The following is a 22,737-nucleotide window of genomic DNA, read 5'->3' as shown; positions in this document are numbered from 1 at the left end:
CCCCGTTACACGTCCAGCAGCGGCTTGTGCTTAATGTGCCGCGCAAACACCTGAATGAACTGCGCATCCATGCGCGCGCCCCAAACCGCGAGCGCGTGGCCGACGATCCAAAGCACGATGCCGGGAATCCACAACTGCAGGCCCAGGCCCACGGCGGCGGCCAGCGTTCCATTGGCGATCGCCACGGTCCTGGGCGCGCCACCCAGCAGGATCGGCTCGCTCAGTGAGCGATGCAGGGGCACCTCGAAGCCCGGCAGGTCGTCGCCCATGCTCATACGACGGCTCCACCAGAGAACCTGAAGAACGACAGGAAGAACGAGGACGCCGCGAAGGCAATGGACAGCCCAAAAACGATTTGCAACAGCTTGCGGAAGCCGCCCGACGTGTCGCCAAACGCCAGCGCCAGACCGGTGGCAATGATGATGATGACCGCGATGATGCGCGCGACCGGTCCCTGGATGGAGTCGAGGATGGCTTGCAGCGGCCCTTCCCAGGGCATTGACGAGCCCGCCGCATTCGCCGTGCCGGCCGTCATCAGCATGACGGCGGCCAGCAGCAGGGCGCGATGGGCCGCCCCGGCCAAGCTCCGCAAGTGTGCGAAGCATGAAACCGGATTGACGGAAATGCGGAAAGCACGGGTGTGCGTCATGGCAGTGCTCCGGGGTGATCGGCCGATGGGAGAGCAGCGGCGGATAGAGGCAGCGGCAGTTCTGGGGGCGGCGCTTTCAACGCCTCCACCAGGTGATAACCGGCGCCGTCGAAGCCGACGACGCGGGCGATGTTCTCGATGCGGCGCCGCTGACCACGGCCGGCAATGTAGACGACGACATTGACCGCCTCGGCGATCAGCGCGCGCGGCGGGTTCAGGGCGACTTCGAGAATCAGTTGCTCCAGGCGCAACAGTGCACCCTGCGCGGACCCGGCATGGATGGTGGCGATGCCACCCGGGTGCCCGGTGCCCCATACCTTGACCAGATCCAGCGCCTCACCGCCGCGCACCTCGCCGACAATCACGCGGTCCGGGCGTAGCCGCATCGAGGACCGCACCAACTCGGTCATGGAAACCACCCCGGCGCGCGTGCGCAGCGGCACGTGGTCGCGCGCCGAGCATTGCAGCTCCACCGTGTCTTCGAGCACCAGCACGCGATCGCCAGTGGCGGCGATTTCAGCGAGCAAGGCATTTGCGAGGGTGGTCTTGCCGGTGCTGGTGCCGCCAGCGATCAGGATGTTCTGCCGCTCAAGTACCGCGCCTCGCAAGAAATCGGCCTGCTCGCGACGCATCATCCCGTCGGCGACATAACGTTCCAGTGGAATGACGCCAATGGCGCGCTTGCGCAAGGCGAACGCCGGCGCTGGCGCCGCCGGCGGCAGGATGCCCTCGAAGCGTTCGCCGGTCTCCGGCAATTCGGCGCTCAGAAGCGGCTGGCCGCGATGGACTTCCGCACCGACATGCGCGGCCACCAGGCGGATGATGCGTTCACCGTCCGCCTCGGAGAGTGTCGCGCCCAAGGGAGCACGCCCGCTGGACAGCCGATCGACCCACAGCGTGCGGTCAGGGTTGAGCATGATCTCGACCACGTCGGGGTCTTCCAGCGCGGCGGCAATCAGAGGCCCCATCGCCGTGCGCAGCATGCGGATGCGCCGGTCGAGCGAGGCACTGGCGAAGGACTGCGTTGGCGCGCTCACGAGACTCGCTCCTGGGCCTCAGCCAGCGCAGCCGCCTCGTCCAGTCGCGCCGTGTCCGGTTGCAACTCTTCCACCACGTCGCGCACCAAGCTGCTCCCGCGCAGTAGTTGACGGCCAAGCTGTTCGACGAATTGCTCAAAGCGCGCCTTGCCCTGAGCACGGGCCGCTTGCTGATGCGCTTCGGGCACCGGGGTGCTCACAGTCAGGTAGTAGCGGACATAGAGCGCCAGCGCTTCGATCAGGATGTTCTGGTCCCGTTCCAGTTTCTCGAATTGACGAGACAATCGATCCAGCCGTTTGGCGATAGCAGCCTCGCGCTGGTCACCGGCATCCGGCGACAGCCAGGACGCCAACGCCGCCGCGACGATGGATGACTTCGACACGCCCTTCTTGACAGACAGTTCGTCGAGGCGCTTGGCATGTTCAGGTGAAATGAACACGTTCAGGCGGTATTGGCTCATAGGTCGACTCCGTCGTCGGGATCCAGGCTAGCCAGCGGTGCCGTGCGTCGCATCGCCGGATCGAACTGGCCGGGAGGGGGTAGTGGCACATCATCGTCATCGAGCAGCGCCAGGTCGTTCGCCGGTGCCGGTCGCTCCGGGCTGTACACCAGCACCTCCGAGTGCTCCGGCTGATGCCGCGGACCACGGTCGTCGGTGGTGGCGGCTCCGCTGATTGCTGCCTCCATAGCGGCAGGGGCAACGGATACTGCGGGGATCGCCAAATGGCTCCAGTCGTCGGGCCGGGCTGGTGGCGCATCGGCGTAGCGTCCTTCCACAGGCGTCGGTGGCGGCAGCACGCGCCCCTTGAAATTGGCATCCGCGTAGTAGCGCAGCTTCTTCGCCCTGATCGGTGGGCAGCCTCCCACCATCACCACAGCTTCGTCGGACGGAAGCTGCATCACCTCCCCGGGCGTTAGCAGCGGCCGGGCCATCTCCTGCCGCGACACCATCAGGTGGCCCAGCCACGGTGCGAGCCGGTGGCCGGCGTAGTTGCGCTGCGCGCGCAGTTCTGTGGCCGTGCCCAACGTCTCGGAGATACGTTTGGCCGTGCGCTCGTCGTTGGTGGCGAACGTCACCCGGACGTGGCAGTTATCGAGGATCGAATGATTCTGACCGTAGGCTCTGTCGACCTGGTTAAGCGATTGCGCGATCAGGAAACTGCGAATATCGTAGCCGGCCATGAAGGCGAGCGCCGTCTCGAAGAAGTCGAGCCTACCCAGCGCCGGGAACTCGTCAAGCATCAGCAGCAGCCGGTGACGGCGTGTAATGCCATCGCTGCCGTCGAGTGACTCGGTGAGCCGCCGGCCGATTTGGTTAAGGATCAGCCGCACCAGCGGCTTGGTACGGCTGATGTCCGAGGGTGGCACCACCAGGTACAGCGATACCGGATGCTGCGCGGCAATCAAGTCGGCGATTCGCCAGTCGCAACGCGAGGTGACTTCAGCCACCGTGGGGTCGCGATACAAGCCCAGAAAGCTCATCGCGGTGGACAGGACGCCCGAGCGTTCGTTATCGCTCTTGTTCAGCACCTCGCGTGCGGCCGAAGCGACGACCGGATGCGGTACATCGCCCAGATGCGGCGTTGTCATCATCCGATGCAGTGTCAGCTCGAAAGGGGAGCCGGGGTCCGAGAGAAAGCCAGCGACACCGCGCAGTGTCTTGTCTTCACCGGCGTAGAGCACATGCAGGATGGCGCCAACCAGCAATGCGTGACTGGTCTTCTCCCAGTGGTTGCGCCGCTCCAGCGCGCCCTCGGGATCGACCAGGATGTCCGCGATGTTCTGCACGTCACGCACCTCATGCGTGCCACGCCGGACTTCGAGCAGCGGGTTGTAAGCAGCCGACCGCGGATCCGTCGGGTTGAACAGAAGACAGTGCGAGAAGCGAGAGCGCCAGCCGGCAGTGAGGCTCCAGTTCTCGCCCTTGATGTCATGGATCACGGCTGACGCGGGCCAGCTCAAGAGTGTCGGCACCACCAGGCCGACACCTTTGCCGGAGCGCGTTGGGGCGAAGGCCAACACGTGTTCTGGCCCCTCGTGGCGCAGATACTGGTCGTCATGCAGGCCAAGAAAGACGCCCGCGGGTCGGGTTAGTCCGGCCTTACGGATTTCGACGGCGGTCGCCCAGCGCGCTGAACCGTGAGTCGTTACCCTTTGCGATTGCCGTGAGCGCCACACCGACATGCCGATAGCGACCAGCGCCGCCAGCAAGCCGCTGCCGCTTGCGATCGCACCGCCGGTGTCGAAAACGCGCGGGGCGTAGGCATCGTAGACGAACCACCACTCGAACAGGTTCCAGGGGTGATAGACCGGCGTCCCAAAGAGATCAAACCAGGGCGAACCAAGGCGTACTTGATAGCCCAAAGCGGCGGCCGTCCATTGTGTGGCGGTCCACACGCCGGCGCTCACAATGCCGAGTACCACGGCAATCTGGCCGACCAGTACGCCTTGACCTTGCATCTTAGCCTCCGCCCGCTCCTGCACGGACACCTCCTGAAATCAGCACAACGTCGTGCCTCAGGCATCAGATTCGCGGTCAATCAAGGTCCCGTCAAAGACCGTTATTGGAACAAAGGCTGAGAAAAGTGCAAAAGTTCGCGTCTGGGCGAACGCCAACGCAATGCCGCAAGCGGTGGCGTGTCGCGGCGTACATAGATAAACAGCGAAGAATCGAGGCAACGTGCCAACGGTCAGAACCTGGGCGACTCTTTCGGCGGCGTATAGGGCGTCTTGCCGTCGCCAAAAAAACGGCGATTCATCGCCTCGGCGGCACGATTACAGAGTTCAGCGCCGAGCTTTGCGCGATCCGTCTTGCATTGCTGGCGCAGTTCGCTGAGTCGCTCGGGATTGGCGGCCAAGGATTCGACCGTGTCCGGTGATTCAACACGACCGCAGGCCACCAAAATGAGAGCGAACAATGTCGACGTGGTCTTCTTCATGGCGCGACGTCCTCCTCGACGTCATAACGGGAATCATGGAAGGGTTCGTCACATGCAGGAGACTCGACAGCGCTGGCCCGCTGGATAAAGCGAGCCAAGGTCTCTGATGGCTCCGCATCCAGGTGCAGCAGATAGGTTGTGACCATGGGCACCTGCCCCGCCAGCGGCCGCGCGACCACACCAGACTCTCTGCTCGCAAGAATTTGTGACGCACCGGTCAGGCCCAGTGCAAGGCCGGCGGATACCAATGTCATCATCAAGTCGACCGATGAAACCCGGTCCGCGACCAGCGGCTCATGATCCATCCGGCGCAGCAAACGATCGATCAGACGCGCATGCCCCTCGCACGCTTGTGCATCGAAGAGCACCAACGGATAGCGCAGTAGTTCCTCCTGCGGGATATATCTATAGGCAAGCAACGGATGGCGTGGCGGTACCGCTACCACGAGAGGCTCGTTCCAAAGAGGATGCGCGATGAGGCCATCTCCCACTTCGTCGGTCAGGGAGAATCCCACGTCGTATAGACCATCGTGTAGTCCCCTGATCTGCTGCGACAACGGCGCTTCGGACAGTCGAACCTCGACTTCCGGGTCTGCCTGCCGCCACAGCGCGAGCAACGCGGGTAGACGTGATCGAGCGCTAGAGTCTGACAAGACAATGCGCAACTGGTCGTCAAATCCATTAGCGACTGCCTGTACGCTGTCGCGCGCCTGCTCGACAGCGGCGAAGACGCGCCGTACGTGCTTGAGGAACAGCTGACCCGCTCGCGTCAGGCGCGTACTACGGGTGGTGCGCACGAAGAGCCGCACCCCCAGGTCTTCTTCCAGCTCCCGTATCGCACGAGATAGCGGCGACTGCTCGATGTGCAATCGCTCAGCTGCCCTTGTGAAATGGAGCTCTTCGGCGACGGCCAGGAAGCACTGCAAATGACGCAGTTCCATCCTGCCTCTCCCTGACCTGTTACGCATGCGCTCTCCCGCTCGGTGAGGCATTCGGATAGAAGCGGGTCACCCGTGGCCGATCGTACCGATCTTCATGCATGGAGCATCTCCTCATCAGCGAGCGAAAGCCGCCGCCAGATATGCGGTCGAATGCAACAGAATCCAAGAAGGACGAGCCGATGTCGGCCCAACGCTTCGATCTGACACATCCCGCCTCAAGGAAGCACCGGCTTTAGCCTCGCCCGATCCGCCATATGGGGCTGCAAGCCTTAGAGGTCCCGACTGGTTGAAATAGTTTCCTTAACCGGACAGTTCGACTCTCAACCGAAAATTTGAACCTCTGTCTTCATTGCAGCCGACGCAAACAGAATCCTGCGAAGGCAATTCTGCCCCCACCGAGCACTCGTTGCGAGCGCCCGTCAAGCGGCGATAGGCCGCGATTCCACGAACATACGGCATGAATGCGCGGACTTGGATGCAGATTGATGGCTTCTCAGGTCAAGGAGAGCTGAAATGAAACGGCACCTCCTCATCGTGAAGATCGATTTCTTGGAGGACTCAACACCTTTCGATCCGTAAATTTTCATGACATGAAAAATCCAGATCGAAATTGAAATCATTCAGGCGGAACAGGAATAAATATCTTCCGAACATGGGGGATCATTCCATCAATTCGTAGGCAGGCCAAGATCAGTGGAGTATCCCAAAGCAGAAACGGGGCCCAACTTGAAGGACTTATGTTTCTCTCTACCGAACAGACAGCAGAATATGAAATCGAGAAAATCACCCTGCGCCATCTTGGTCGCCGCATCCATTGCAGGCGGCTTCATGTCGCCTCCAACAGCGCTAGCCTACGGCGTTACGAGAGCCAACGGTCGGTCAACCTTCAATGCCGTGACCCAATGGGCCGCAGAGGTCGGCTACGCGGTCATCTGGCAGCCACGAACCGTCACCGGCATGGTGGACTTCGTTGCTCCGCCCCGCGAAGTGCATAAGGATTTTCGGATTGCTGTGAAGGGGCTGGTAAGCGGCGCCGTGTATGGACGTACCAACGTCTACTGCATTCCACCGTCGGAGGTACAAGCCGACGCAATTATCGACGACCGCATGCGCCTGGTTTACGTCGTCGGGCGCCCCACCGGGCGACGCTGCAGATCCCCTTCCCATATCCACAAGCTGGGCAATCGTCTTGAGGACAATTGCTCCCATAGCGTTCGTTGCTCGAATATGTCCCTATACGCACCGCTTCGATGAAGATTCTCTGCCACCGCTGGCGCTACCCGGCCATTGGTTTCGTTACCAGCGCCATGCTGGCCGCGCTAGCTTGGCATTGGTCTCCGAGCAAGGCTCCGCAGTATGTGACGACGCAAGTAGAGCGCAGGGACCTGGAGAGTGTCGTGCTCGCGACGGGGACGTTGCAGGCATGTAGCCAAGTCGACGTCGGCGCACAGGTAAGCGGGCAAATCAAGTCGATGAATGTCAAGCTCGGGGAAAAGGTCAAGAAGGGGCAATGGCTCGCTGAAATTGACCCTGTGGTCTTACAGAACGACTTGCGCGAGAAGTTGGCCAACGAGCAGGAGCTCGTCGCACAGAGACGCGCAACGGCCGCACGGCTCGCGGAGGCCGAACTCGCATTCCGTCGTCAGCAAGAGATGCTGCTGGAAGATGCCACCTCGCGGCAAGACTACGAAGCGGCGCAGGCAAGACTCGACGAGCAGCGAGGCACTCTCGCCTCGCTCAACGCCAAGATCAAAGCGGCCCATTTTCAGGTCGAGATAGCGCGAGCCAAGCTTAGCTACACGCATATTGTTGCGCCGAGAGATGGTGAGGTCGTCGCCATCGTCTCGCAAGAAGGACAAACCGTGAACGCCCAACAGCAAGCGCCCGTCATTCTGAAGCTTGCCGATCTCGACACGATGACCGTGAACGCACAGATTTCGGAAGCGGACGTGGTTCGGGTGCGCCCTGGCCAGACCGTGTATTTCACCATCCTCGGAGACCCGGACAGGCGGTACTACGGCAAGTTGCGCGCGATCGAGCCCGCCCCCCCGAACTTCCACGACGCGCAGAGCCCGCCTGGGGCCACTAACAGCGGCGCCTCCAAGACGAATTCCGCGGTGTTCTACAACGCTCTGTTCGAAGTCCCGAATCCCGGCCGTGACCTGCGCATCTCCATGACCGCACAAGTCAGCGTCCTGCTGGATGTCGCGCGTCAGGCGCTCAGCATTCCGGTCGCCGCGCTGGGCGAAAAGGCACCGAAGGGACGCTACATAGTTCGCGTACTTGGCCCGGATGACAAGGTTCTTACGCGCGAGATCCACACCGGCCTAAACAACAACGTAATGGTAGAGGTGCGCGCGGGGCTGGCTGAGGGCGAGCGCGTCGTGGTCGGTGAAGCGGCCGACATTTCCTCCGACTCGACCAGCTGACAATGACCCGTCCACTGCTCCGGCTTACCGACGTCACGCGTCGCTTTCCCGCGGGCGACCAGGAAGTGATCGCTCTCAAGAACGTCAATCTCTCAATCGGGGCAGGCGAATTCGTCGCGATCATCGGTGCGTCGGGATCCGGCAAGTCGACGCTGATGAATATCCTGGGTTGCTTGGACCACCCGAGCGCTGGCAGTTATCGGGTGGGCGGCCGCGAAACTCGCGACCTCGACGAGGACGCGCTCGCGCAACTGCGGAGAGAGCGCTTCGGCTTCATTTTCCAACGCTACCATCTCCTGTCGCACCTGAACTCGGTGGCGAACGTTGAACTGCCGGCCGTCTACGCAGACAGCTTGGAGGCCGAAAGACGCGCGCGCGCCCGGCAAATCCTCTCCCGCCTTGGGCTCGCGGACCGCACCGAACACCGGCCGGGTCAGCTGTCTGGCGGCCAGCAGCAGCGCGTCAGCATCGCGCGCGCCTTGATGAATGGTGGCGAAGTGATACTCGCAGATGAGCCAACGGGTGCGCTCGACTCGAAAAGCGGCGAGAGCGTGATCCAGATCCTGCACGAGCTGAACGCAAACGGCCATACCATCATCATCGTCACGCATGACAAGCATGTCGCAGCGCATGCATGCCGCATCATCGAGATCCGCGACGGCGTGATCGTCGCGGACCGGCCAAACACGCCAGCGGTGCGCCCGGCGGCTGCCTGTGCAACCGCACAAGCAAGAGCACCGACCGGCCACACCGATCACGCCGCCCCGCATCAAGCCGGCGCGCAGCGCTGGTCGGCGAGTGTTATCCGCTTCGTCGAGGCGATGCGCATGGCATGGCTCGCGCTCGCATCGCATCGCCTGCGCACGATCCTGACGATGCTCGGCGTTACCATCGGCGTCATGTCGGTGGTGTCGTTGGTCGCCATCGGCGACGGCGCCAAGCGGCATCTGCTCGAGCTGTTTGGCAGCATCGGTACGAACACGATCAGCATCCATCCGGGACGCGACTGGGGCGACAGCCAAGCGGAAGCGATCCAGACACTTGTACCCGCCGACGTGGCCGCACTCGCCGGGCAGCACTATGTCGACAGCGCGACGCCAGAAATCTCGCGCAGCCTGCTGCTACGCTACCGGAATATCGGCGTTAACGCACTCGTGAGCGGCGTCGGTGAACAATATTTCCGAGTGCATGGGATGAAGCTTGCGCAGGGTGTCGGGTTCGGACGCGACGAATTGGGCCGCCAGGCGCAGGTGGCGGTGATCGATCAGAACACGCGGCGCAAGCTGTTCGGCTCGACTCCCAACGCGCTTGGCGAAGTCATCCTTGTCGACAGTGTGCCGTTCATTGTTATTGGCGTGACAACGGACTCGAAGCGCGCATCCGGCGACACGAAGAACCTAAGCGTTTGGGTACCCTACTCCACCGCGAGTGCCCGGCTATTTGGCCAGCATCACCTTGACAGCATCACCGTTCGGATTCCCGACGGCCAATCTAGCGAGGCTGTCGAAAACAGTGTCGAAAGGCTGATGACGCAGCGCCACGGCCGCAAGGACTTCTTTACATTCAACCAGGACGGTGTCGCCAAAGCGACCAAGAAGGCTGGCCAATCTATGGCGCTGTTCCTATTGCTGATCGGGGCGATCACGCTCGTCGTTGGCGGAATCGGGGTCATGAACATCATGCTCGTTTCGGTCACCGAGCGTACAGGTGAAATCGGTATCCGGATGGCGGTCGGCGCGCGGCAGAGCGACATCATGCTGCAGTTCCTTGTCGAGGCCGTGATGATGTGCCTGGTCGGCGGCACCATCGGGATCATCCTGTCATTTGGTTCACGTTTCATCTTCTCGATGTTCGTCACCAAATGGAGCATGGTGTTCTCCGTCGAATCGGTCATCGTTGCATTCCTGTGTTCGACGGTCATCGGGGTCGTTTTCGGCATCATGCCCGCGCGCCACGCCGCCCGGCTCAATCCGATCGATGCGCTCGCGCGGGAATGAGGCGACGCCATGATAACTTCCATCGCTACCATACTTTACCGTCTGCTTGCGCTATCGTTCACAGCTGCGCTACTCGCCAGCTGTGCGAACCCACGTAGTCGCCAGCTACTCACCGTGGAGTTTCCCGCACGGGGGACTCCGTCCGAGGTGGCAAATGCGCCAACGCTTGCGGCCCCTCCAGCCGCCGCATTGGCCGCTGCGGAAAGTCCAACTGCATCCGATTGGTGGCACGCCTTCCACGATCCTGCACTCGACCGGCTAATTGCTGACGCGCTAATCGTCAACAACGACCTCGCCAAGGCTGCGATTCGCGTCTATCGTGCGCAACTACAGGCAGGCATTGCCGCGACCAACCTAACGCCGAATGTAGCAGCCAACGGCAGCATCCGACCTAGACGCCAAGCCGAGCATCTGCGCGCTGTGGGCTCTCTCCACCTCTCACTGAACTACGAGCTCGACCTGTGGGGAAGCCTCGCTGCGCAACGCGATGCGGCGCGCTGGACAGCAGAAGCAACGCAAGCGGAGCGCGAGGTGACGCGCCTCAAGATCATCGGCGACACCGCGAAGCTGTACTGGCAAATCGGGTACCGAAACGACCAACTCGCGTTCAACAACGCAAACATTACTGACGCTGAACGCACGCTTGTGCTGGTGCGCGCGCGGCACGCAGCGGGCGCGGTGTCGCGCATCGATGTCTTGGAGGCCGAACAAACGCTGATATCTCTGCGTGCTGCGCACACGGAGACTATCCAACAGCGAACTGAGGATAGAAATGCGTTGTCGATCCTATTCAATCGACCACCCGATGTGCTGATGGCCGAACCAAAGACCTTACCCGTTCTGCCACTACCAGTGGTCCCGGCGTACATGCCGGCCGACATGCTCAGTCGGCGGCCGGATGTCCGCGAGGCCGAATCCCGGCTGCGTGCTTCACTGGCTAATATCGACCAGAAGCGTACCAGCTTTTACCCGACTTTCACATTGACAGGTTCCACGGGCGGGTCAAGCATAAGCCTCGCGCGCCTATTATCGAACCCGCTTGCATCCATCGGACTCGAAATCGCGTTGCCTTTTCTCCAATGGAACAAGATGCAACTGGAAATCAAGGTCTCGAAAACAGAGTACGAGGAAGCCGTCATCAAGTTCAGAGAGACGTTGTATGGTGCGCTCGCCGAGGTCGATAACGCGTTGGCGAAGAGTGAGCAGCTCGAACGCCAAGCTGAGGAGCTCACACAGTCGCTAGCCCTGGCACGGCGTGCGGAAGCGCTCGCGCGGACTCGCTATCTATCTGGATTCACCGATCTGCAGCGGTGGCTCGATCAGAAAAGGCAGCTACGCGATGCACTGAGCGCCGATGCGACAAACCGGCTGGCGCGACTCAATAACCGAATGACGCTCTACAAATCGGTGGGTGGCGACGACTCCCAAGATGGGCCACAAGGCTGAAGCCGAGCATCGATTGCGTCGTTAGGCATCGCTGCCTCCTCCTAGGCAGCGATGCGTGCTCACTACAGCGCTCACAAATTTCCATGCGGATGGAACGACCCTGCAATCGACCAGGCTCGAACCGCCGCGCACAAGAACAGCACATGATGAAATTCACTCAACCACGCCGCGCCTTCCTAACTGCCGCGTCTTTGGCGGGTCTTTTGTTGGCGCCGACCATAGCATTTGCCTTCAGTGTCACTGGCGCAAACGGTCGTTCAACATTCAACGCGGTCAAGCAATGGGCGGCCGACGTCGGCTACGGCGTCATGTGGGAGCCGCGAACCGCTGGCGGCATCGTGGATTTCGCGGCGCCCCAACGCGACGTGCACGAAGACTTCCATGACGCAGTCGAGGCGCTGGTCAGCGGCGAAGCGTATGGGCGAGCCAACGAGTATTGCATCCCGCCGTCCGTCTACCGGGCCCAAGCAGTCATCGACGACCAACTGCGCATGGTCTACGTGTTCGGGCGTCCCACTGGAAAGCGCTGCGTGTTTCCGTATCCATAGCTTCATCGGAGAGCGAACGCTTCGCACCCAGAAGGAATCACTTCCACATGCCGATCGATTGAAGGACGACCCAAGACGTTTCGATCCGTGAACTTTCATCCCAGGAGAAGCCTAGATCGATATTGAAACCATTCAGACAGAACAGAAATAAATGTCTACGGCGCGAACGTCTACCATTCCGTCAATTTGTAAGACTCACCAGACCGCTCGGATCTGCCCATGCAATTGGCAGGCCATATTTTTCTGATACGGCCTGCATCGGTGTTTCTCCCATCGAGAAGTGGCCGATGTTGAACAAGGATGAAGTACTCCAAGATGATGCCTACCGAAAATCGCAGTCCTGTGCACGCCGAAAATGAATTCAGCAGCCGCATCGAGCTAATGGATTACATATCCCCTGAAACAGAGATTTGCAGATCTCAGTTTGCCCTCATGTTTGGTAGTCGGCACGCCCAGCTCGAGATGATCGACGCCGCACTCGGTCTCTTTCGCGCTGGATACTACGAAACCCTTGTCATAGCTGGGGGAATGACACGAGGCAGCAAGATCAGCGAGGCAAGCGAAATCGCCGATAAGTTGGTCTCCTCAGGCTTGAGTTGGGCGAGCATCGTGCTGGAAGAAGAATCATCCAACACCGGTGAGAATATTCGAAATACACGCCACATGATGAATCATTTCGGCCTTCGTGAACTGCTGCTGATCGGCAAGATATACGCCAAGCGCCGGTATGTCATGACGATCAAAAAGCAATGGCCTGAAATCGAACGTGTTTCTTGTGCGACAGTCAACTATTTCGGCGTTGACCGTCTTCAATGGTGGAAGTCACTCACCCTGAGGTCCCGCATTCTCGGAGAGAGGAGAAAGATCAAGGAATATCTCCAGCGTGGCTATCTCTCGGAAGTCGAAGTCATTGACCGACAGTTCAGATTGTGAAAGCCAGCGTCCACTGCAAAGTGCATGTTTCCCGAATCCATAGATTCAGCCCGCGTGTACGTGTACCGGAATGTATAACGCCCGAAGTAAACGTTGGAGTGACGAATATGAACCCGGAAGAAATTTATGAATTTGATCTCAACGGGTATCTCATCATTCCAGCGGCAATCGCTCGACCCCACCTTCTGAGCCTGCAGGAGTACTGGTCAAAACATCTCACTACTCACTTTCTGCACGACATTAACTTCGATTGGGGTGAAGAATGGCGCGCCCTGATTGACCCTGATCCCATCTATCGCTTCCTGGACATCATTTATCGGTCAAGATTTCGGCTCGACCATATGTTCTGCGCCGACGAGCGGTTCGTCAGTAGTGGTGGCAATCTGCACCATGAGGCCGATATGTTCGATGAAGGGATATATTACTGGGTACGGAACCATCGTATTCACAGCGGTCTTGTCGCGGTCCAGTATGCCATTTCAGATGTGAGCGATACCGAAAATCACTTCTGCTGTATTCCAGGTTCGCATCGCGCCAATTTTCCGATTCCAGACCGATACCGGATCGTCGCAAACAATCCCCTGTTGCAACATGTCTTCCTGCGGGCAGGGGATGCCTTGGTCTTCTCGGAAGCGCTTGTCCACGGGACTTGCAAGGTGGTGAGCTCCGGCCAACGACGCTCGGTGTTTGCACGTTACATGAACAACCATTCCTATTTCAGAAAGCCTCCTGCGCATCAGGAGATGACGGCGCTACCGGCCACGCCAAACCATTCGGCCTTAGGCAGCCAGTCTTTCTCCGCCGATCTCCTGACGCCACGGCAGCGCCAGTTGGTAGCTGTACCCGCCTACGCAAGAAACCACCCACCCATACGGAGCTAGACAGCAATGGAACCTGTTAGCGTAAAAGCCATTATGTTTGGACCTCGAGGCATTCTGTTCGTCAAGAATCCGCGGGATGAATTGGAGTTGCCCGGGGGCAGACCTGAAGCCGGCGAAGGGTTGGAGGCAGCGCTGGTACGCGAGGTCAGCGAAGAGTGCGGACTGGATATCACCACGACGAGTTATCTCGGCAGCAGATCCTGCGAGATCATTCCGGGCAGACGTGTGTTGCTTGTGTTCTTTCTGTGCGAGTTCACCGGACATGCCCTGACTTTGAGTGAGGAACATTCGGCCTATGAATGGATAGACGTCGCCACAGAGAAACCGGAGAATCTTCCCTCTTTTTACTGGGAATTCTGCCAGAACTTGGACTGCGTTCGCATGAGGCGTTTACATGCGGCGGCGGACATGTCGCAACAAGCTGCAGCGACGTACCCCTTGCAGACCGGTGAATCAGATCGACAGCGCCTTCAGATCATGTCGTCGATCTACGATCCAGCTACGAAGGGCTTCTTGCGTCGATATCTGCCAACAGAAGGACGCATCTTAGAAGTCGGCTCCGGCCACGGCCAGATAGCATGCTGGATGGCCACCCGTAGTCCGCGGTCAACGGTAATGGGGCTCGATATTTGTCCGAACCAGATCGATTTGGCCACGTCTGCCGCGCAGCAACTGGGGTTGACCAACCTCACATTTCGCGTCGGGGATGCAATCCGGTTCCCTGACGCACTTCGGTCGGAGGGTGCGTTTGATCTCATCACTTGCCGATTCACCCTGCTGCATATCAATGAGCGCACCGAGGCCATCCAGGCGCTCCTCACCCAGCTCAGCCCGTCGGGAACGCTTGTCATGGAGGAACCATCGCTGGCGAGCCTGTTCTCAGTGCCGGCAGTCGCGGGATTCGAACAGGCCAATGCAGTCATGATGGCCTACGGCTGGATAAATGGCATCGATTACGACTGCGTCGAGGACATTTGGTCCATCGTTACCGGGCTGGATGTCAACGTCAAGGAAGCGCGGTTCAGTCAACCTACGGTCTGGAGGAAAGAACACAAGGAAGTTGTCTACCTGTCTTTCCAGCAGTTCCGCCCTCAGCTCATCAAGCGAGGGCTCATTGACGACGAACGTGCCGAGACTATTGCTCAATCGCTCGCCAGAGAATTCATGGATGACACCGTAATCTCCGGAGGGTTGCGCACGCTGCAGATTGCCCTTTCTCCACGCGGAGAAAGACCATGATGCAGGCGACGGTCTCACAAGTATCCCAAGGCATCTACGAGTACATTCCGACGGAGGACGTAGTGGGATATCTCCTGCGCGAGCGCTCCATGCTAGCTTGGGCGATTGATGGTGCCTCCTCCCTGACAGCTGCGCCGTTTAAGACCTACGAAGACATCACTGACGCCGGATGGTTCGCCCGACGGCTCAGCCAGCTGCTGGAGAAACAATTTCAAGACGTTCCCTTCAGCAAGGCCCAGTTGCACCACGGTCTCCAGATCCTCCGAGATGAATATCGCCACGACGGAGGCGATGCCCAGCCGATATGGGCCTGGCCTGTGGCTGCCGCGACGGTCGTGGAGATTGATCGAACGACTGAACAGGCGCACATATCCATCTATCGCTATGCAGATTGCTTCGTGGAAGTCTTCCAAGGCACCCCGCCTAGCGTGAATCACTCCGCTAGGCCTGCGCAATTGCCATCGATCTATGATGTCTGGAAGCCGTACTCTGGATTCCAGGGGCATAAGCTGGTCGACCTACGGCAACGCCGTTTGCAACAGCAGAAGGGCGAGTGCAGCACCGCCCTTACCCTGAACCCTGCCAGTGCGATGAATGCTGTCGAGGAGCAGCGAGGCATCGCGACGCCTGCCCATATCGTTCTGGGCAGCGACGGTCTATCCCGTGTTTGGGACACCTACCAATTGATGACCAGCGAGCAAGCAATGGGCCTGATCGTACAGCAAGGACTACCATCGCTGTTGCAGGTGCTCAGGGACTTCGAAGCAATAGCCCTTACCGGGAGCGCTAACCTCAAGAGACGGGATGATGCCAGCGGGATTCACATTTTTCTGGCGTAGCACGCTCGGGTCATGATTGCCGCTATTCTTGCGTAAAAGCGACTCATCAATTGAGGCATACCCAAAGAAGCAACGAACATTGTTAGAGTTCCCGCAGGGCGGCGTATGACAATCCTTCTTTCCGCAGGATCAAGCCACTATTAAATCCCAAGGCCACGCTGTCGACCAGTCTCCCATGAAACGTGGCCACCACGCACTGTCGCGGCGAGCTGTTGTCCCAGCCGCTGTTCGATCACCGGCTTCCACGGCACCAGACTGAATCCCATGCCGTCGTCCAGCATCGCGTAACGCCCGCTGGCCAGCATGACACTGCGCCGGTAGATGCCGGTCACGCGCTGGCCGTCAGCCCCGGGCCGATGCTTGAGACCGGTTTCTGCGGCGATGTCCTGCGCCGCTTGCGCGAGCTCTCGCCCGCGCAGCGTCGTGAGCAAATCCCGCGCCAGGACAACACGCTGCCTTCTGCGCTCCGCCAGTCCCCATTCGGAGAGAAGGTTGGCGCGCTGCTGTAGCGCGTCCTTGACCTCGCCGCCAAAGCCCAAGTCGCCCAGACCCTTACCCCCACCAATCAGTTGCTGGTCCAGCCAGGTCGCGCCGATTGCCCGAGCCTGCCGCTCGATGGGCAGGTGCGATTTCAAGTGGACCGCCACGCCGCCGCCCAGGCGCTGTAGGTCGTACTGGCGGCCGCGTTCGGGCAGGTCGTCAGGCACGCGCCAGACGCCCTCGGCGATACGTTTTACGATGCCAGCTCGGCGCAGGGCTTCGAGCCGGCGCACGTGTGCGGCAACCAGTTCGCGCGGGTCGCGCTCCCGCGTAGCGTGCCCCTGGGCGACTGCAAGGTGATGGTCGGTGCGATACACGCCGTCGACGACCAGCGCCGTGATGTTGCGGTCGGCCGCGCGCATCTCGGGCGAGCCTTTCACTTCCACGATGGCGCCGGTCGGGTACTGCTCCAGGTTCGATCGCGGCGGCAACGCGACGTAGTGGGCCTTACCGTCGACTCCGTCGATCACCAGGTAGCCCTTGTCATACAACTCATCGGCCAGCCCCTTGCCGACCACCCGGCCGACAATGGCGCGCTTGTCCTCGCCGGCCAGGAACACGACCAGTTCGCGTTCCTGGCCGCTCATGGCTCGCTGCATGGTACGGATGATGTCGCAGCGCTCGCCCATCGCACGCAGGATCGGCTCGGCGTCGGAATGGATCGCCCACACACCAGGTTGCCATTCGGTCGTCAAGCCCATGCGCTGCAAACGTTGCAGGCGCCCTATCAGTAGTTGCCTCTGCCGTTGCAACCGGGGTTCGGCGAAGCGTTCGACATGCACCAGACCGTCTTCGGCTGCTTCGCGCTGCAAGGTGCGATCCAGCCCGGTCCATCGCTCCTGATCAACTTCGCGCTGCATGGCGCGCTGGATCTCCAGCTCGGTGCGGGGGCGCAGCCACTCGGTCGCCAGTTCCGAGGCTCGCCGGCGCATTCCCTCGGCGATGTAGTCGCGGGCGATGATGAGATCCCTTCCAGTATCGTCCTTGCCGCGTAGGACGACGTGCGTGTGGGGATTGTCGGTGTTCCAGTGATCCACTGCCACCCATTCCAGCCTTGTTCCCAGGTCAGCCTCCATGCGAGCCATCAGGTGCCGGGTGTAGGTCCGCAGGTCTTCGAGCTGTTCCCCGTCCTCCGGCGAAACGATGAAGCGGAACTGGTGCCGGTCGTCCTGGCTGCGCGCCTTGAACGCATCGAGGTCGACGGCGTCGGTCGTCGACCCATAGGCGCGCCCCGCCCCACCCTGGCGATCGACGCCTTCACGCTCGATGTAGTGCAAGTGCGCGGCAGTCGAGCGCGCCCCGACCTGCGCCAGGTTGACCAGCCGGGTCTTGATCGTCACGCGCCTGGCGTTGGCAGTCAGCGAGCCACCGACGAAACGCGCCGCGACATGGCCTCGCCCTAGCCGGGAGCCGGGCCGTTGGCCAGCCTTCCCTAGTGTCTTGCGAACGTTCGCACCAGCCTTGGTCTGGCGCAGCACCTGGTTGATAAACGTGTCGTCGCGCTGCTTCGGCCCGCCAGGCCGGACACGGAAGCGGTCGCCCTGAGCCTGACCTTCGCGACGGCTCATCGTACCGCTCCATCCAGGACCGTCGCAGCCAGGCGTGCGAGGCACGCGACTTTGCCAGTGCCGGCGCGGTATTGGCCACTTTCGCGGCACACTGCTATCCCCTGGCGCGTGCCGCGCCCACCCCACGTGCAGACTGCCTCTTGGCGGACCAGCGTGCCGCGACCTTTTATCTTGCCTTCCGCCTTTGCCCTGCGCTCTCGCTCCGGGCGCCGGCGGCCCGGCGGCGCCGCACGCGCCGCAGCCGCTTCGCCGGAGACCGCGGCCACGGCCACAGGCCGGCCGCGTTCCAGGCAAGACGCCTGCACGTGGGAGCGCCGCGCCGGAGGCGGCGCGAAGTGCGGCGCGAGCGCGTTCGCGCTGCAGGTGCGACGACACGGGGACGCCCGGGCGAACGACAGGCCCGACGGCACGACGAAGCGGAGCGAGTCGACGGCCATCATCGATCTGTCTCCGGCCAAACGAGATGCGCGACGCCGATTACGGCGGATGCTGTGATCGGCCCGAAATACCGGCTGTCGAATGACGCCGGATCGGTCGTGCTCAACAGGAACAACTCGCCTGAAACCAGACGCCGGCACTGCTGCCAGGATGACAGCGGTCGGCCCATGCGGTCAGCAGCCAGCGCGGCGGCCACCGGCACGCCGTCGATGCGCACGCTGCGCCCGACAATGCAAATTTGCTGCGACGCCACCGCACCGACGCGCTTGAGCAGGGGAACGTGCGCCGGCAGGTAGCCGCGTTGCGCAGCGAGTGCAGCCGCTTCAACCGGCATCCGGGTCAGCACGATGCTGCCCACATGCACGGAACCCTGCAGCAAGGTGGCCCGATTGCCGAGCGGATCGACGCGATACCAGCCAACTGCCATGCTGTCGGACGGGTTGTAGGTCAGGTGCGGTAGCGGCGACACGAAAGACGCCCAGGCGAGCGCAGTGAGGCCGAGAGTAGACAAACCCGCCACCATGATGCGAGCTCGTAGGCGCGAGCGAGGATGCCGCGCGGTGTCGGCAGCAGCCATCATGACAGCGACCTCCCAGCTAGCCAGGCGGCGTGCCGCTCGGCGGTATAAGCAGTGAGCGGCAAGCGCGCGCTGAGCCGATTGCCCAGCGTGCGCCAGTACGCAGGTGACACGGCGACCGGGGCAATGCCCAGCGCCTCGATGGCGTCGATCCGTCCCAGCACGGCGCGCACCGCCGGTTCTCCCTCGGCGTGCAGCAGCAATCGCGCCCCGGGCAGCACACCCGGGATGCGCTGCGCCGCGTCCAGAGACGTGCAGGTCTGTATCACCATGAGCTGCCAGCGCACCGTACCGTAATCGTTGGCTTGCCAACGGATGCGGCAGAACACTGCGCCCGGCAGGAACACTGCGACACGACGCGAGCGGTCGAGTCGGATGGTATGCGCCGGCTCACCAAAGCGCAGGTAGATGTCGATGCGCTGCTCGATGTAGGCGAGCGAGACGCGAGTCAGCGGCGCGGCACCGTCAAGGCCGGCGAGCACCGCAAGTGGTGGTGGGGGCGTCGCTGCGGCCGCCGAAGGTTGCGCGTTCATTGAGGTGACTCCGGGAATTCGCGTTCCAGCAGCGCGCGCAGCAGTTCGGCGACGGTCACGCCTTGCGTGAACGCCGACACTTTGATGCGCGCGCGCATCGCCGGTGTGATATCGAGCGTCAGACGTGCGGTGTACACGTCGCCCTTCTGGAGGCCGTCTGCCTCGCCCTGGCGAACCCACGCCTCGGCGCACGGGTTCGCCGGCGGACGCGCGCCAATGGCGATACGTTTGCCACGGGTGATCGTCATGTCGGCCACCACAGCAGCTCATCGACCAGCGCCGTGATTTCGCGCGCAGCGGCGCTGTCGGGCGCCGTTTCGCGGGCGATCCGGCCCGCAGCCACGCTGTCAGCGAACACGATGCGCTGACGCACTTCCGAGCGCAGCGCCGGTAGCGGTTGTTCGGCCAACGCTTGGCGGGCTTCGCGGCCGATGACGGTGTTACTGACGCGGCGGTTGATGATGAAGTCAGCGCGTAGCGCCGGCCGGAAAACTTGCGCCTCACGGATCATCGCGACCATCTCGGCAGACGCCCACAGATCGTAAGGGCTGGGCTGCACCGGAACCAGGACGCGCTCGGCGGCCAATAGTGCCGAGCGCGCCAAGGCGGCGATGCGTGGCGGGCCGTCGATGACGACGTGGTCACAGCGTCTGGCCAAATCCGGTGCTTCCTGGTGCAGCGTTTCGCGGGCGAGGCCCACGGCGCCAAACAGGCGCGGCAAGCCCTGCTGGCTTCGCCGTTGCGTCCAGTCCAGAGCAGAGCCTTGTGGATCGGCATCAAGCAGGACGACGTGCTGGCCGCGTAGCGCCAGCTCGCCAGCGATGTGCGTGGCGAGCGTGGTCTTGCCCACGCCGCCCTTCTGATTGAGTAAGGCGACGATCATGACCTCGCCCCCCGTACTGAAACACCAGCCTTCGCTGCCTTTGCAAAGCGGTGTTCCCCGTGCCGGTCGAGGGTTGTCCACCGACGCGGCGCGCTACTACAAGTTAGTCTTTTTAAGTTAGATAAGTTAACGGAGCCGCAAACCCGCGCCAGTATTGACGTTGCGGGCGTTTCGTACTCCTGATAGCACGATAGGCGTACTCCTGATAGCACGATACCCCTTACTCCTGATAGCACGAGGCTGTTCACAGGTTGTCCCCGAGCCATCCCCGTGCCGTGGACGGCACGGGCCGGAAGGTCAGCACTTCGGTGGCATCGCCCGGCACCCGCTCGATGTCGAGGACGTAGCCGGGCAAGGGTTGCCGCGCCACCAGTGCGCGCAGGTCGTAGGCGAAATCCGAGAAGCGCGTGGCGCTGCCCGATTTCCGGTACAGGTGCCGGAAATCGAATTGCCAGCCGTCCGGCTGCTTGCCGCCGTGCTTGCGCACCAGGCGGTACAACCACCGCTCGATGCCGCCAGTGAGACGGAAGTACGCCGGATCGATGGTCAGCGCCAGGGCGGCGTCGACCACGCCGGCATAGAACCAGTCCGGCAGGATCAGCTCGATGCCCAGCGGCGTGCCACGGGCATCGGCCAGTTCCTTCCACTCGTTGATCCATGAGAACCGATGCAGGCGCCGCCCGCTCGTCTCGCGGATCGAGGTTGCCACGGTGGTCGATTGCAGCCGGTCGAGCGCGGCCTTGAGGCGCTGGTAGTCGCGCAGCGATACCCCGCGCCCGGTGAATCGAAGGATTTCGTACGGCGTGGCACGCATAAGCCGCGATGGGCGCAGGCCCGCGTCGCGCGCTTCTACCATCTGGCTCGCCGCCCAGATCAGTACGTCGGCATCCCAGATCGTGGCAATGCCATGCTCCTGCGTGCCTTCCACACGGATGGTGACGCTCCCGCTGCGAAAGTCGATCGGTGCCGTGCGGCGCGACTTCGCCAGCGAGAAGAACGGGTAGGCCATCAAGTCCTGGGTATCGCGCGGCGCCATGTCGCCCGGCAAAGCGCGGAAGAGGTCGAGTTGCTCCCGCTCCCCCGATCCACTTGACATGGCAATGGCCACCGGCGAGCCAGCGATCAGCGCGCACGGCTGTCCGCCGCATGATGTTCGGCGTACTCGGGATCGGATGTGGCCTCGTAGCTGTGCTGGTCGGCCCAGGTGTCGAGGTCGGCCACGGCGTACATGACGCGCCGGCCGAATTTGCGGAACTTCGGCCCGCCGCCAATCACGCGCTGCTTCTCGAGCGTGCGCGGCGACAGCCGCAGGTAGTCGGCGGCTTCGTCGTTGGTCAGGTAGCGTTGGGGTTGCGGCGTCGTAGCGACGGCAGCGGCGGCAGCGGCGGCAGGCCGCAAGGGATCGGGACGCATGGGATGATCCTCCATCGATCAAGATCGCCGGCCGCACAACGCGACCGGATGGAGGCCAGTCTGAAGAAAGGGATGCGCAGCGCAGAGGGTCGTTTTGCAGCGAAGGCAAAACGACCCTCCCGAGGTCACTCGAGCTGCGCCAGGCGCCGATAGCCGCCGTGCATCAGCGATCGGCCGCGGCGTACCAAGCGGCGCACGCGCGAGCGCAGGCCGCCGTCGGCATGCCAGCCACTTGCCACAACATCGGCGCCGAACAGCCCCTCCCCGACCTCACGCAGGGACGCACCCGCCTGGGTCGCGTCGAGCGCTTGCAAGGTGCGCAGTTCCAGCAATGCGGCGGGTGCCGGCCGGGACCGAACCGCGACCGTAGGCGAAGCTTCGGCGAGCACCGCCAACTTGTCCCATTCGGCCACGAGCGTGCGGTAGCGCGCGCTGAGCGCGGCGCCGGGGCGGACGGCGTAGAGATAGGCCATGCCATCCTCCAGGCCTGGCGCCAACGCCAATCGTACGCAGCTGCCGGGCCAGCGAGCCTTCAGTATCAGGCGTTTGCCGTCGTGAACCAGGTGTTTCTGGCCGGGAATGCGCCAAAATTCAAAGGCACTGGCATTGGGCGGTGGGTCGGCATCCGGGTAGAGTTGGAGCACCGCATCATGGTCGGGGAACCAGGCCGGATGCGCGTCGCGCGCATCCAGAGACGGGTCTTCCAACAGGCGAAGGCCCCAGCGGTGCGCCGCCTCCGGCCGGCGGCGACGGCGCAGCCAGTCGCGCCGGTAGTCGGGATGGCGGCGCAGGTACTCCCAAGCCAACCCAGGCCCGTCCAGGTGCAGAACATAGAGATACGCTGCGGTCGGAAGCCAAGAATCCCCGCTTCGATCGGCCATGACGTTAACTTCTGTCGATCAGGAA

At 62.0% G+C, this 22,737-nt stretch carries 24 protein-coding genes; 9 read left to right on the top strand and 15 right to left on the bottom strand.

The features are described from left to right. Nucleotides 1-5: 5 nt before the first annotated feature. From ACW4E8_RS17000 to ACW4E8_RS16970, 7 genes are all read right to left on the bottom strand, one after another. Nucleotides 6-275 carry a VirB3 family type IV secretion system protein gene (locus ACW4E8_RS17000; protein WP_456805565.1) on the bottom strand — a complete coding sequence of 90 codons (270 nt, stop codon included), beginning with the start codon at nucleotides 273-275 and terminating at the stop codon, nucleotides 6-8. Beyond that, the gene (locus ACW4E8_RS16995; protein WP_456805564.1) at nucleotides 272-649 is read right to left on the bottom strand and encodes a TrbC/VirB2 family protein; all 378 of its coding nucleotides are present in this window, start codon (nucleotides 647-649) and stop codon (nucleotides 272-274) included. Before ACW4E8_RS16995 ends, ACW4E8_RS17000 begins: the two co-directional genes overlap by 4 nt. Continuing rightward, on the bottom strand, nucleotides 646-1,632 hold the full coding sequence (gene trbB / locus ACW4E8_RS16990; protein WP_456805664.1) for a P-type conjugative transfer ATPase TrbB: 987 nt from the start codon (nucleotides 1,630-1,632) through the stop codon (nucleotides 646-648). Before trbB ends, ACW4E8_RS16995 begins: the two co-directional genes overlap by 4 nt. Nucleotides 1,633-1,682: 50 nt before the next feature. Continuing rightward, nucleotides 1,683-2,147, bottom strand: a complete 465-nt coding sequence (locus tag ACW4E8_RS16985; RefSeq protein ID WP_456805563.1) for a CopG family transcriptional regulator — start codon at nucleotides 2,145-2,147, stop codon at nucleotides 1,683-1,685. Then, nucleotides 2,144-4,147 carry a conjugal transfer protein TraG gene (locus tag ACW4E8_RS16980; RefSeq protein ID WP_456805562.1) on the bottom strand — a complete coding sequence of 668 codons (2,004 nt, stop codon included), beginning with the start codon at nucleotides 4,145-4,147 and terminating at the stop codon, nucleotides 2,144-2,146. Before ACW4E8_RS16980 ends, ACW4E8_RS16985 begins: the two co-directional genes overlap by 4 nt. A gap of 230 nt (nucleotides 4,148-4,377) precedes the next feature. Continuing rightward, nucleotides 4,378-4,626, bottom strand: a complete 249-nt coding sequence (locus tag ACW4E8_RS16975) for an EexN family lipoprotein (protein WP_456805561.1) — start codon at nucleotides 4,624-4,626, stop codon at nucleotides 4,378-4,380. Continuing rightward, nucleotides 4,623-5,567 carry a LysR family transcriptional regulator gene (locus ACW4E8_RS16970; RefSeq protein WP_456805560.1) on the bottom strand — a complete coding sequence of 315 codons (945 nt, stop codon included), beginning with the start codon at nucleotides 5,565-5,567 and terminating at the stop codon, nucleotides 4,623-4,625. Before ACW4E8_RS16970 ends, ACW4E8_RS16975 begins: the two co-directional genes overlap by 4 nt. A gap of 768 nt (nucleotides 5,568-6,335) precedes the next feature. On the opposite strand from ACW4E8_RS16970, the gene ACW4E8_RS16965 reads away from it, so the two are divergent. The 9 genes from ACW4E8_RS16965 to ACW4E8_RS16925 all read left to right on the top strand — a co-directional run bounded on the left by ACW4E8_RS16965 (nucleotide 6,336) and on the right by ACW4E8_RS16925 (nucleotide 15,879). Further along, entirely contained in the window at nucleotides 6,336-6,821 is a 486-nt protein-coding gene (locus ACW4E8_RS16965) for a hypothetical protein (protein WP_456805559.1), read from the top strand. After that, nucleotides 6,818-7,996: an efflux RND transporter periplasmic adaptor subunit gene (locus ACW4E8_RS16960; RefSeq protein ID WP_456805558.1), complete on the top strand. Its 1,179-nt coding sequence runs from the start codon at nucleotides 6,818-6,820 to the stop codon at nucleotides 7,994-7,996. The genes ACW4E8_RS16965 and ACW4E8_RS16960 overlap by 4 nt, the downstream gene beginning before the upstream one ends. A gap of 2 nt (nucleotides 7,997-7,998) precedes the next feature. Beyond that, on the top strand, nucleotides 7,999-9,993 hold the full coding sequence (locus ACW4E8_RS16955; RefSeq protein ID WP_456805557.1) for a MacB family efflux pump subunit: 1,995 nt from the start codon (nucleotides 7,999-8,001) through the stop codon (nucleotides 9,991-9,993). 9 nt (nucleotides 9,994-10,002) lie between these two features. Then, nucleotides 10,003-11,439: an efflux transporter outer membrane subunit gene (locus ACW4E8_RS16950; RefSeq protein WP_456805556.1), complete on the top strand. Its 1,437-nt coding sequence runs from the start codon at nucleotides 10,003-10,005 to the stop codon at nucleotides 11,437-11,439. A gap of 143 nt (nucleotides 11,440-11,582) precedes the next feature. Further along, nucleotides 11,583-11,987 (top strand): hypothetical protein, encoded by a 405-nt coding sequence (locus ACW4E8_RS16945; RefSeq protein WP_456805555.1) that lies wholly within the window; start codon nucleotides 11,583-11,585, stop codon nucleotides 11,985-11,987. Nucleotides 11,988-12,287: 300 nt separating this feature from the next. Beyond that, a complete protein-coding gene (locus ACW4E8_RS16940) occupies nucleotides 12,288-12,920 on the top strand; it encodes a YdcF family protein (protein ID WP_456805554.1) in 633 nt (210 codons plus the stop codon). 107 nt (nucleotides 12,921-13,027) lie between these two features. Continuing rightward, the gene (locus tag ACW4E8_RS16935; protein ID WP_456805553.1) at nucleotides 13,028-13,801 is read left to right on the top strand and encodes a phytanoyl-CoA dioxygenase family protein; all 774 of its coding nucleotides are present in this window, start codon (nucleotides 13,028-13,030) and stop codon (nucleotides 13,799-13,801) included. 6 nt (nucleotides 13,802-13,807) lie between these two features. Then, nucleotides 13,808-15,040: a methyltransferase domain-containing protein gene (locus ACW4E8_RS16930; protein ID WP_456805552.1), complete on the top strand. Its 1,233-nt coding sequence runs from the start codon at nucleotides 13,808-13,810 to the stop codon at nucleotides 15,038-15,040. Beyond that, nucleotides 15,037-15,879, top strand: coding sequence for a hypothetical protein (locus ACW4E8_RS16925; protein WP_456805551.1), 843 nt, complete (start codon nucleotides 15,037-15,039; stop codon nucleotides 15,877-15,879). The genes ACW4E8_RS16930 and ACW4E8_RS16925 overlap by 4 nt, the downstream gene beginning before the upstream one ends. Nucleotides 15,880-16,019: 140 nt before the next feature. Here the strand turns inward: ACW4E8_RS16925 and ACW4E8_RS16920 are convergent, their stop codons facing one another. The 8 genes from ACW4E8_RS16920 to ACW4E8_RS16885 form a co-directional block, all read right to left on the bottom strand. Further along, nucleotides 16,020-17,987 carry a relaxase/mobilization nuclease domain-containing protein gene (locus tag ACW4E8_RS16920; protein ID WP_456805550.1) on the bottom strand — a complete coding sequence of 656 codons (1,968 nt, stop codon included), beginning with the start codon at nucleotides 17,985-17,987 and terminating at the stop codon, nucleotides 16,020-16,022. Nucleotides 17,988-18,423: 436 nt separating this feature from the next. After that, on the bottom strand, nucleotides 18,424-19,005 hold the full coding sequence (locus ACW4E8_RS16915) for a S26 family signal peptidase (RefSeq protein ID WP_456805549.1): 582 nt from the start codon (nucleotides 19,003-19,005) through the stop codon (nucleotides 18,424-18,426). Next, entirely contained in the window at nucleotides 19,002-19,535 is a 534-nt protein-coding gene (locus ACW4E8_RS16910; RefSeq protein ID WP_456805548.1) for a DUF2840 domain-containing protein, read from the bottom strand. The genes ACW4E8_RS16915 and ACW4E8_RS16910 overlap by 4 nt, the downstream gene beginning before the upstream one ends. Then, the gene (locus ACW4E8_RS16905) at nucleotides 19,532-19,783 is read right to left on the bottom strand and encodes a chromosome partitioning protein ParB (RefSeq protein ID WP_456805547.1); all 252 of its coding nucleotides are present in this window, start codon (nucleotides 19,781-19,783) and stop codon (nucleotides 19,532-19,534) included. The genes ACW4E8_RS16910 and ACW4E8_RS16905 overlap by 4 nt, the downstream gene beginning before the upstream one ends. Continuing rightward, on the bottom strand, nucleotides 19,780-20,418 hold the full coding sequence (parA, locus tag ACW4E8_RS16900) for a ParA family partition ATPase (RefSeq protein WP_456805546.1): 639 nt from the start codon (nucleotides 20,416-20,418) through the stop codon (nucleotides 19,780-19,782). Before parA ends, ACW4E8_RS16905 begins: the two co-directional genes overlap by 4 nt. 244 nt (nucleotides 20,419-20,662) lie before the next feature. Then, nucleotides 20,663-21,514, bottom strand: coding sequence for a replication initiator protein A (locus tag ACW4E8_RS16895; protein WP_456805545.1), 852 nt, complete (start codon nucleotides 21,512-21,514; stop codon nucleotides 20,663-20,665). A 26-nt stretch (nucleotides 21,515-21,540) separates the two neighbouring features. After that, entirely contained in the window at nucleotides 21,541-21,831 is a 291-nt protein-coding gene (locus tag ACW4E8_RS16890) for a helix-turn-helix domain-containing protein (RefSeq protein ID WP_456805544.1), read from the bottom strand. Nucleotides 21,832-21,956: 125 nt separating this feature from the next. Then, nucleotides 21,957-22,712: a DUF7011 domain-containing protein gene (locus ACW4E8_RS16885; RefSeq protein WP_456805543.1), complete on the bottom strand. Its 756-nt coding sequence runs from the start codon at nucleotides 22,710-22,712 to the stop codon at nucleotides 21,957-21,959. Between the last annotated feature and the right edge of the window lie 25 nt (nucleotides 22,713-22,737).

The sequence above is a fragment of the Cupriavidus sp. CP313 genome (assembly GCF_054072015.1).
The sequence above is the reverse complement of the archived record's forward strand: the minus strand, read 5'-3'. Positions and strand labels throughout refer to the sequence as shown.

Coding starts and splice junctions, on each gene's coding strand:
- ACW4E8_RS16995 (WP_456805564.1), bottom strand. CDS start 649: ATGACGCACACCCGTGCTTTCCGCATTTCCGTCAATCCGGTTTCATGC.
- ACW4E8_RS16940 (WP_456805554.1), top strand. CDS start 12,288: ATGAAGTACTCCAAGATGATGCCTACCGAAAATCGCAGTCCTGTGCAC.
- ACW4E8_RS16930 (WP_456805552.1), top strand. CDS start 13,808: ATGGAACCTGTTAGCGTAAAAGCCATTATGTTTGGACCTCGAGGCATT.
- ACW4E8_RS16895 (WP_456805545.1), bottom strand. CDS start 21,514: ATGTCAAGTGGATCGGGGGAGCGGGAGCAACTCGACCTCTTCCGCGCT.
- ACW4E8_RS16925 (WP_456805551.1), top strand. CDS start 15,037: ATGATGCAGGCGACGGTCTCACAAGTATCCCAAGGCATCTACGAGTAC.
- ACW4E8_RS16980 (WP_456805562.1), bottom strand. CDS start 4,147: ATGCAAGGTCAAGGCGTACTGGTCGGCCAGATTGCCGTGGTACTCGGC.
- ACW4E8_RS16920 (WP_456805550.1), bottom strand. CDS start 17,987: ATGAGCCGTCGCGAAGGTCAGGCTCAGGGCGACCGCTTCCGTGTCCGG.
- ACW4E8_RS16960 (WP_456805558.1), top strand. CDS start 6,818: ATGAAGATTCTCTGCCACCGCTGGCGCTACCCGGCCATTGGTTTCGTT.
- ACW4E8_RS16905 (WP_456805547.1), bottom strand. CDS start 19,783: ATGACGATCACCCGTGGCAAACGTATCGCCATTGGCGCGCGTCCGCCG.
- ACW4E8_RS16975 (WP_456805561.1), bottom strand. CDS start 4,626: ATGAAGAAGACCACGTCGACATTGTTCGCTCTCATTTTGGTGGCCTGC.
- ACW4E8_RS16910 (WP_456805548.1), bottom strand. CDS start 19,535: ATGAACGCGCAACCTTCGGCGGCCGCAGCGACGCCCCCACCACCACTT.
- ACW4E8_RS16970 (WP_456805560.1), bottom strand. CDS start 5,567: ATGGAACTGCGTCATTTGCAGTGCTTCCTGGCCGTCGCCGAAGAGCTC.
- ACW4E8_RS16985 (WP_456805563.1), bottom strand. CDS start 2,147: ATGAGCCAATACCGCCTGAACGTGTTCATTTCACCTGAACATGCCAAG.
- ACW4E8_RS16935 (WP_456805553.1), top strand. CDS start 13,028: ATGAACCCGGAAGAAATTTATGAATTTGATCTCAACGGGTATCTCATC.
- ACW4E8_RS16945 (WP_456805555.1), top strand. CDS start 11,583: ATGATGAAATTCACTCAACCACGCCGCGCCTTCCTAACTGCCGCGTCT.
- ACW4E8_RS16955 (WP_456805557.1), top strand. CDS start 7,999: ATGACCCGTCCACTGCTCCGGCTTACCGACGTCACGCGTCGCTTTCCC.
- parA (WP_456805546.1), bottom strand. CDS start 20,418: ATGATCGTCGCCTTACTCAATCAGAAGGGCGGCGTGGGCAAGACCACG.
- ACW4E8_RS16950 (WP_456805556.1), top strand. CDS start 10,003: ATGATAACTTCCATCGCTACCATACTTTACCGTCTGCTTGCGCTATCG.
- ACW4E8_RS16890 (WP_456805544.1), bottom strand. CDS start 21,831: ATGCGTCCCGATCCCTTGCGGCCTGCCGCCGCTGCCGCCGCTGCCGTC.
- ACW4E8_RS16915 (WP_456805549.1), bottom strand. CDS start 19,005: ATGATGGCTGCTGCCGACACCGCGCGGCATCCTCGCTCGCGCCTACGA.
- ACW4E8_RS16885 (WP_456805543.1), bottom strand. CDS start 22,712: ATGGCCGATCGAAGCGGGGATTCTTGGCTTCCGACCGCAGCGTATCTC.
- ACW4E8_RS17000 (WP_456805565.1), bottom strand. CDS start 275: ATGAGCATGGGCGACGACCTGCCGGGCTTCGAGGTGCCCCTGCATCGC.
- ACW4E8_RS16965 (WP_456805559.1), top strand. CDS start 6,336: ATGAAATCGAGAAAATCACCCTGCGCCATCTTGGTCGCCGCATCCATT.
- trbB (WP_456805664.1), bottom strand. CDS start 1,632: ATGCTGCGCACGGCGATGGGGCCTCTGATTGCCGCCGCGCTGGAAGAC.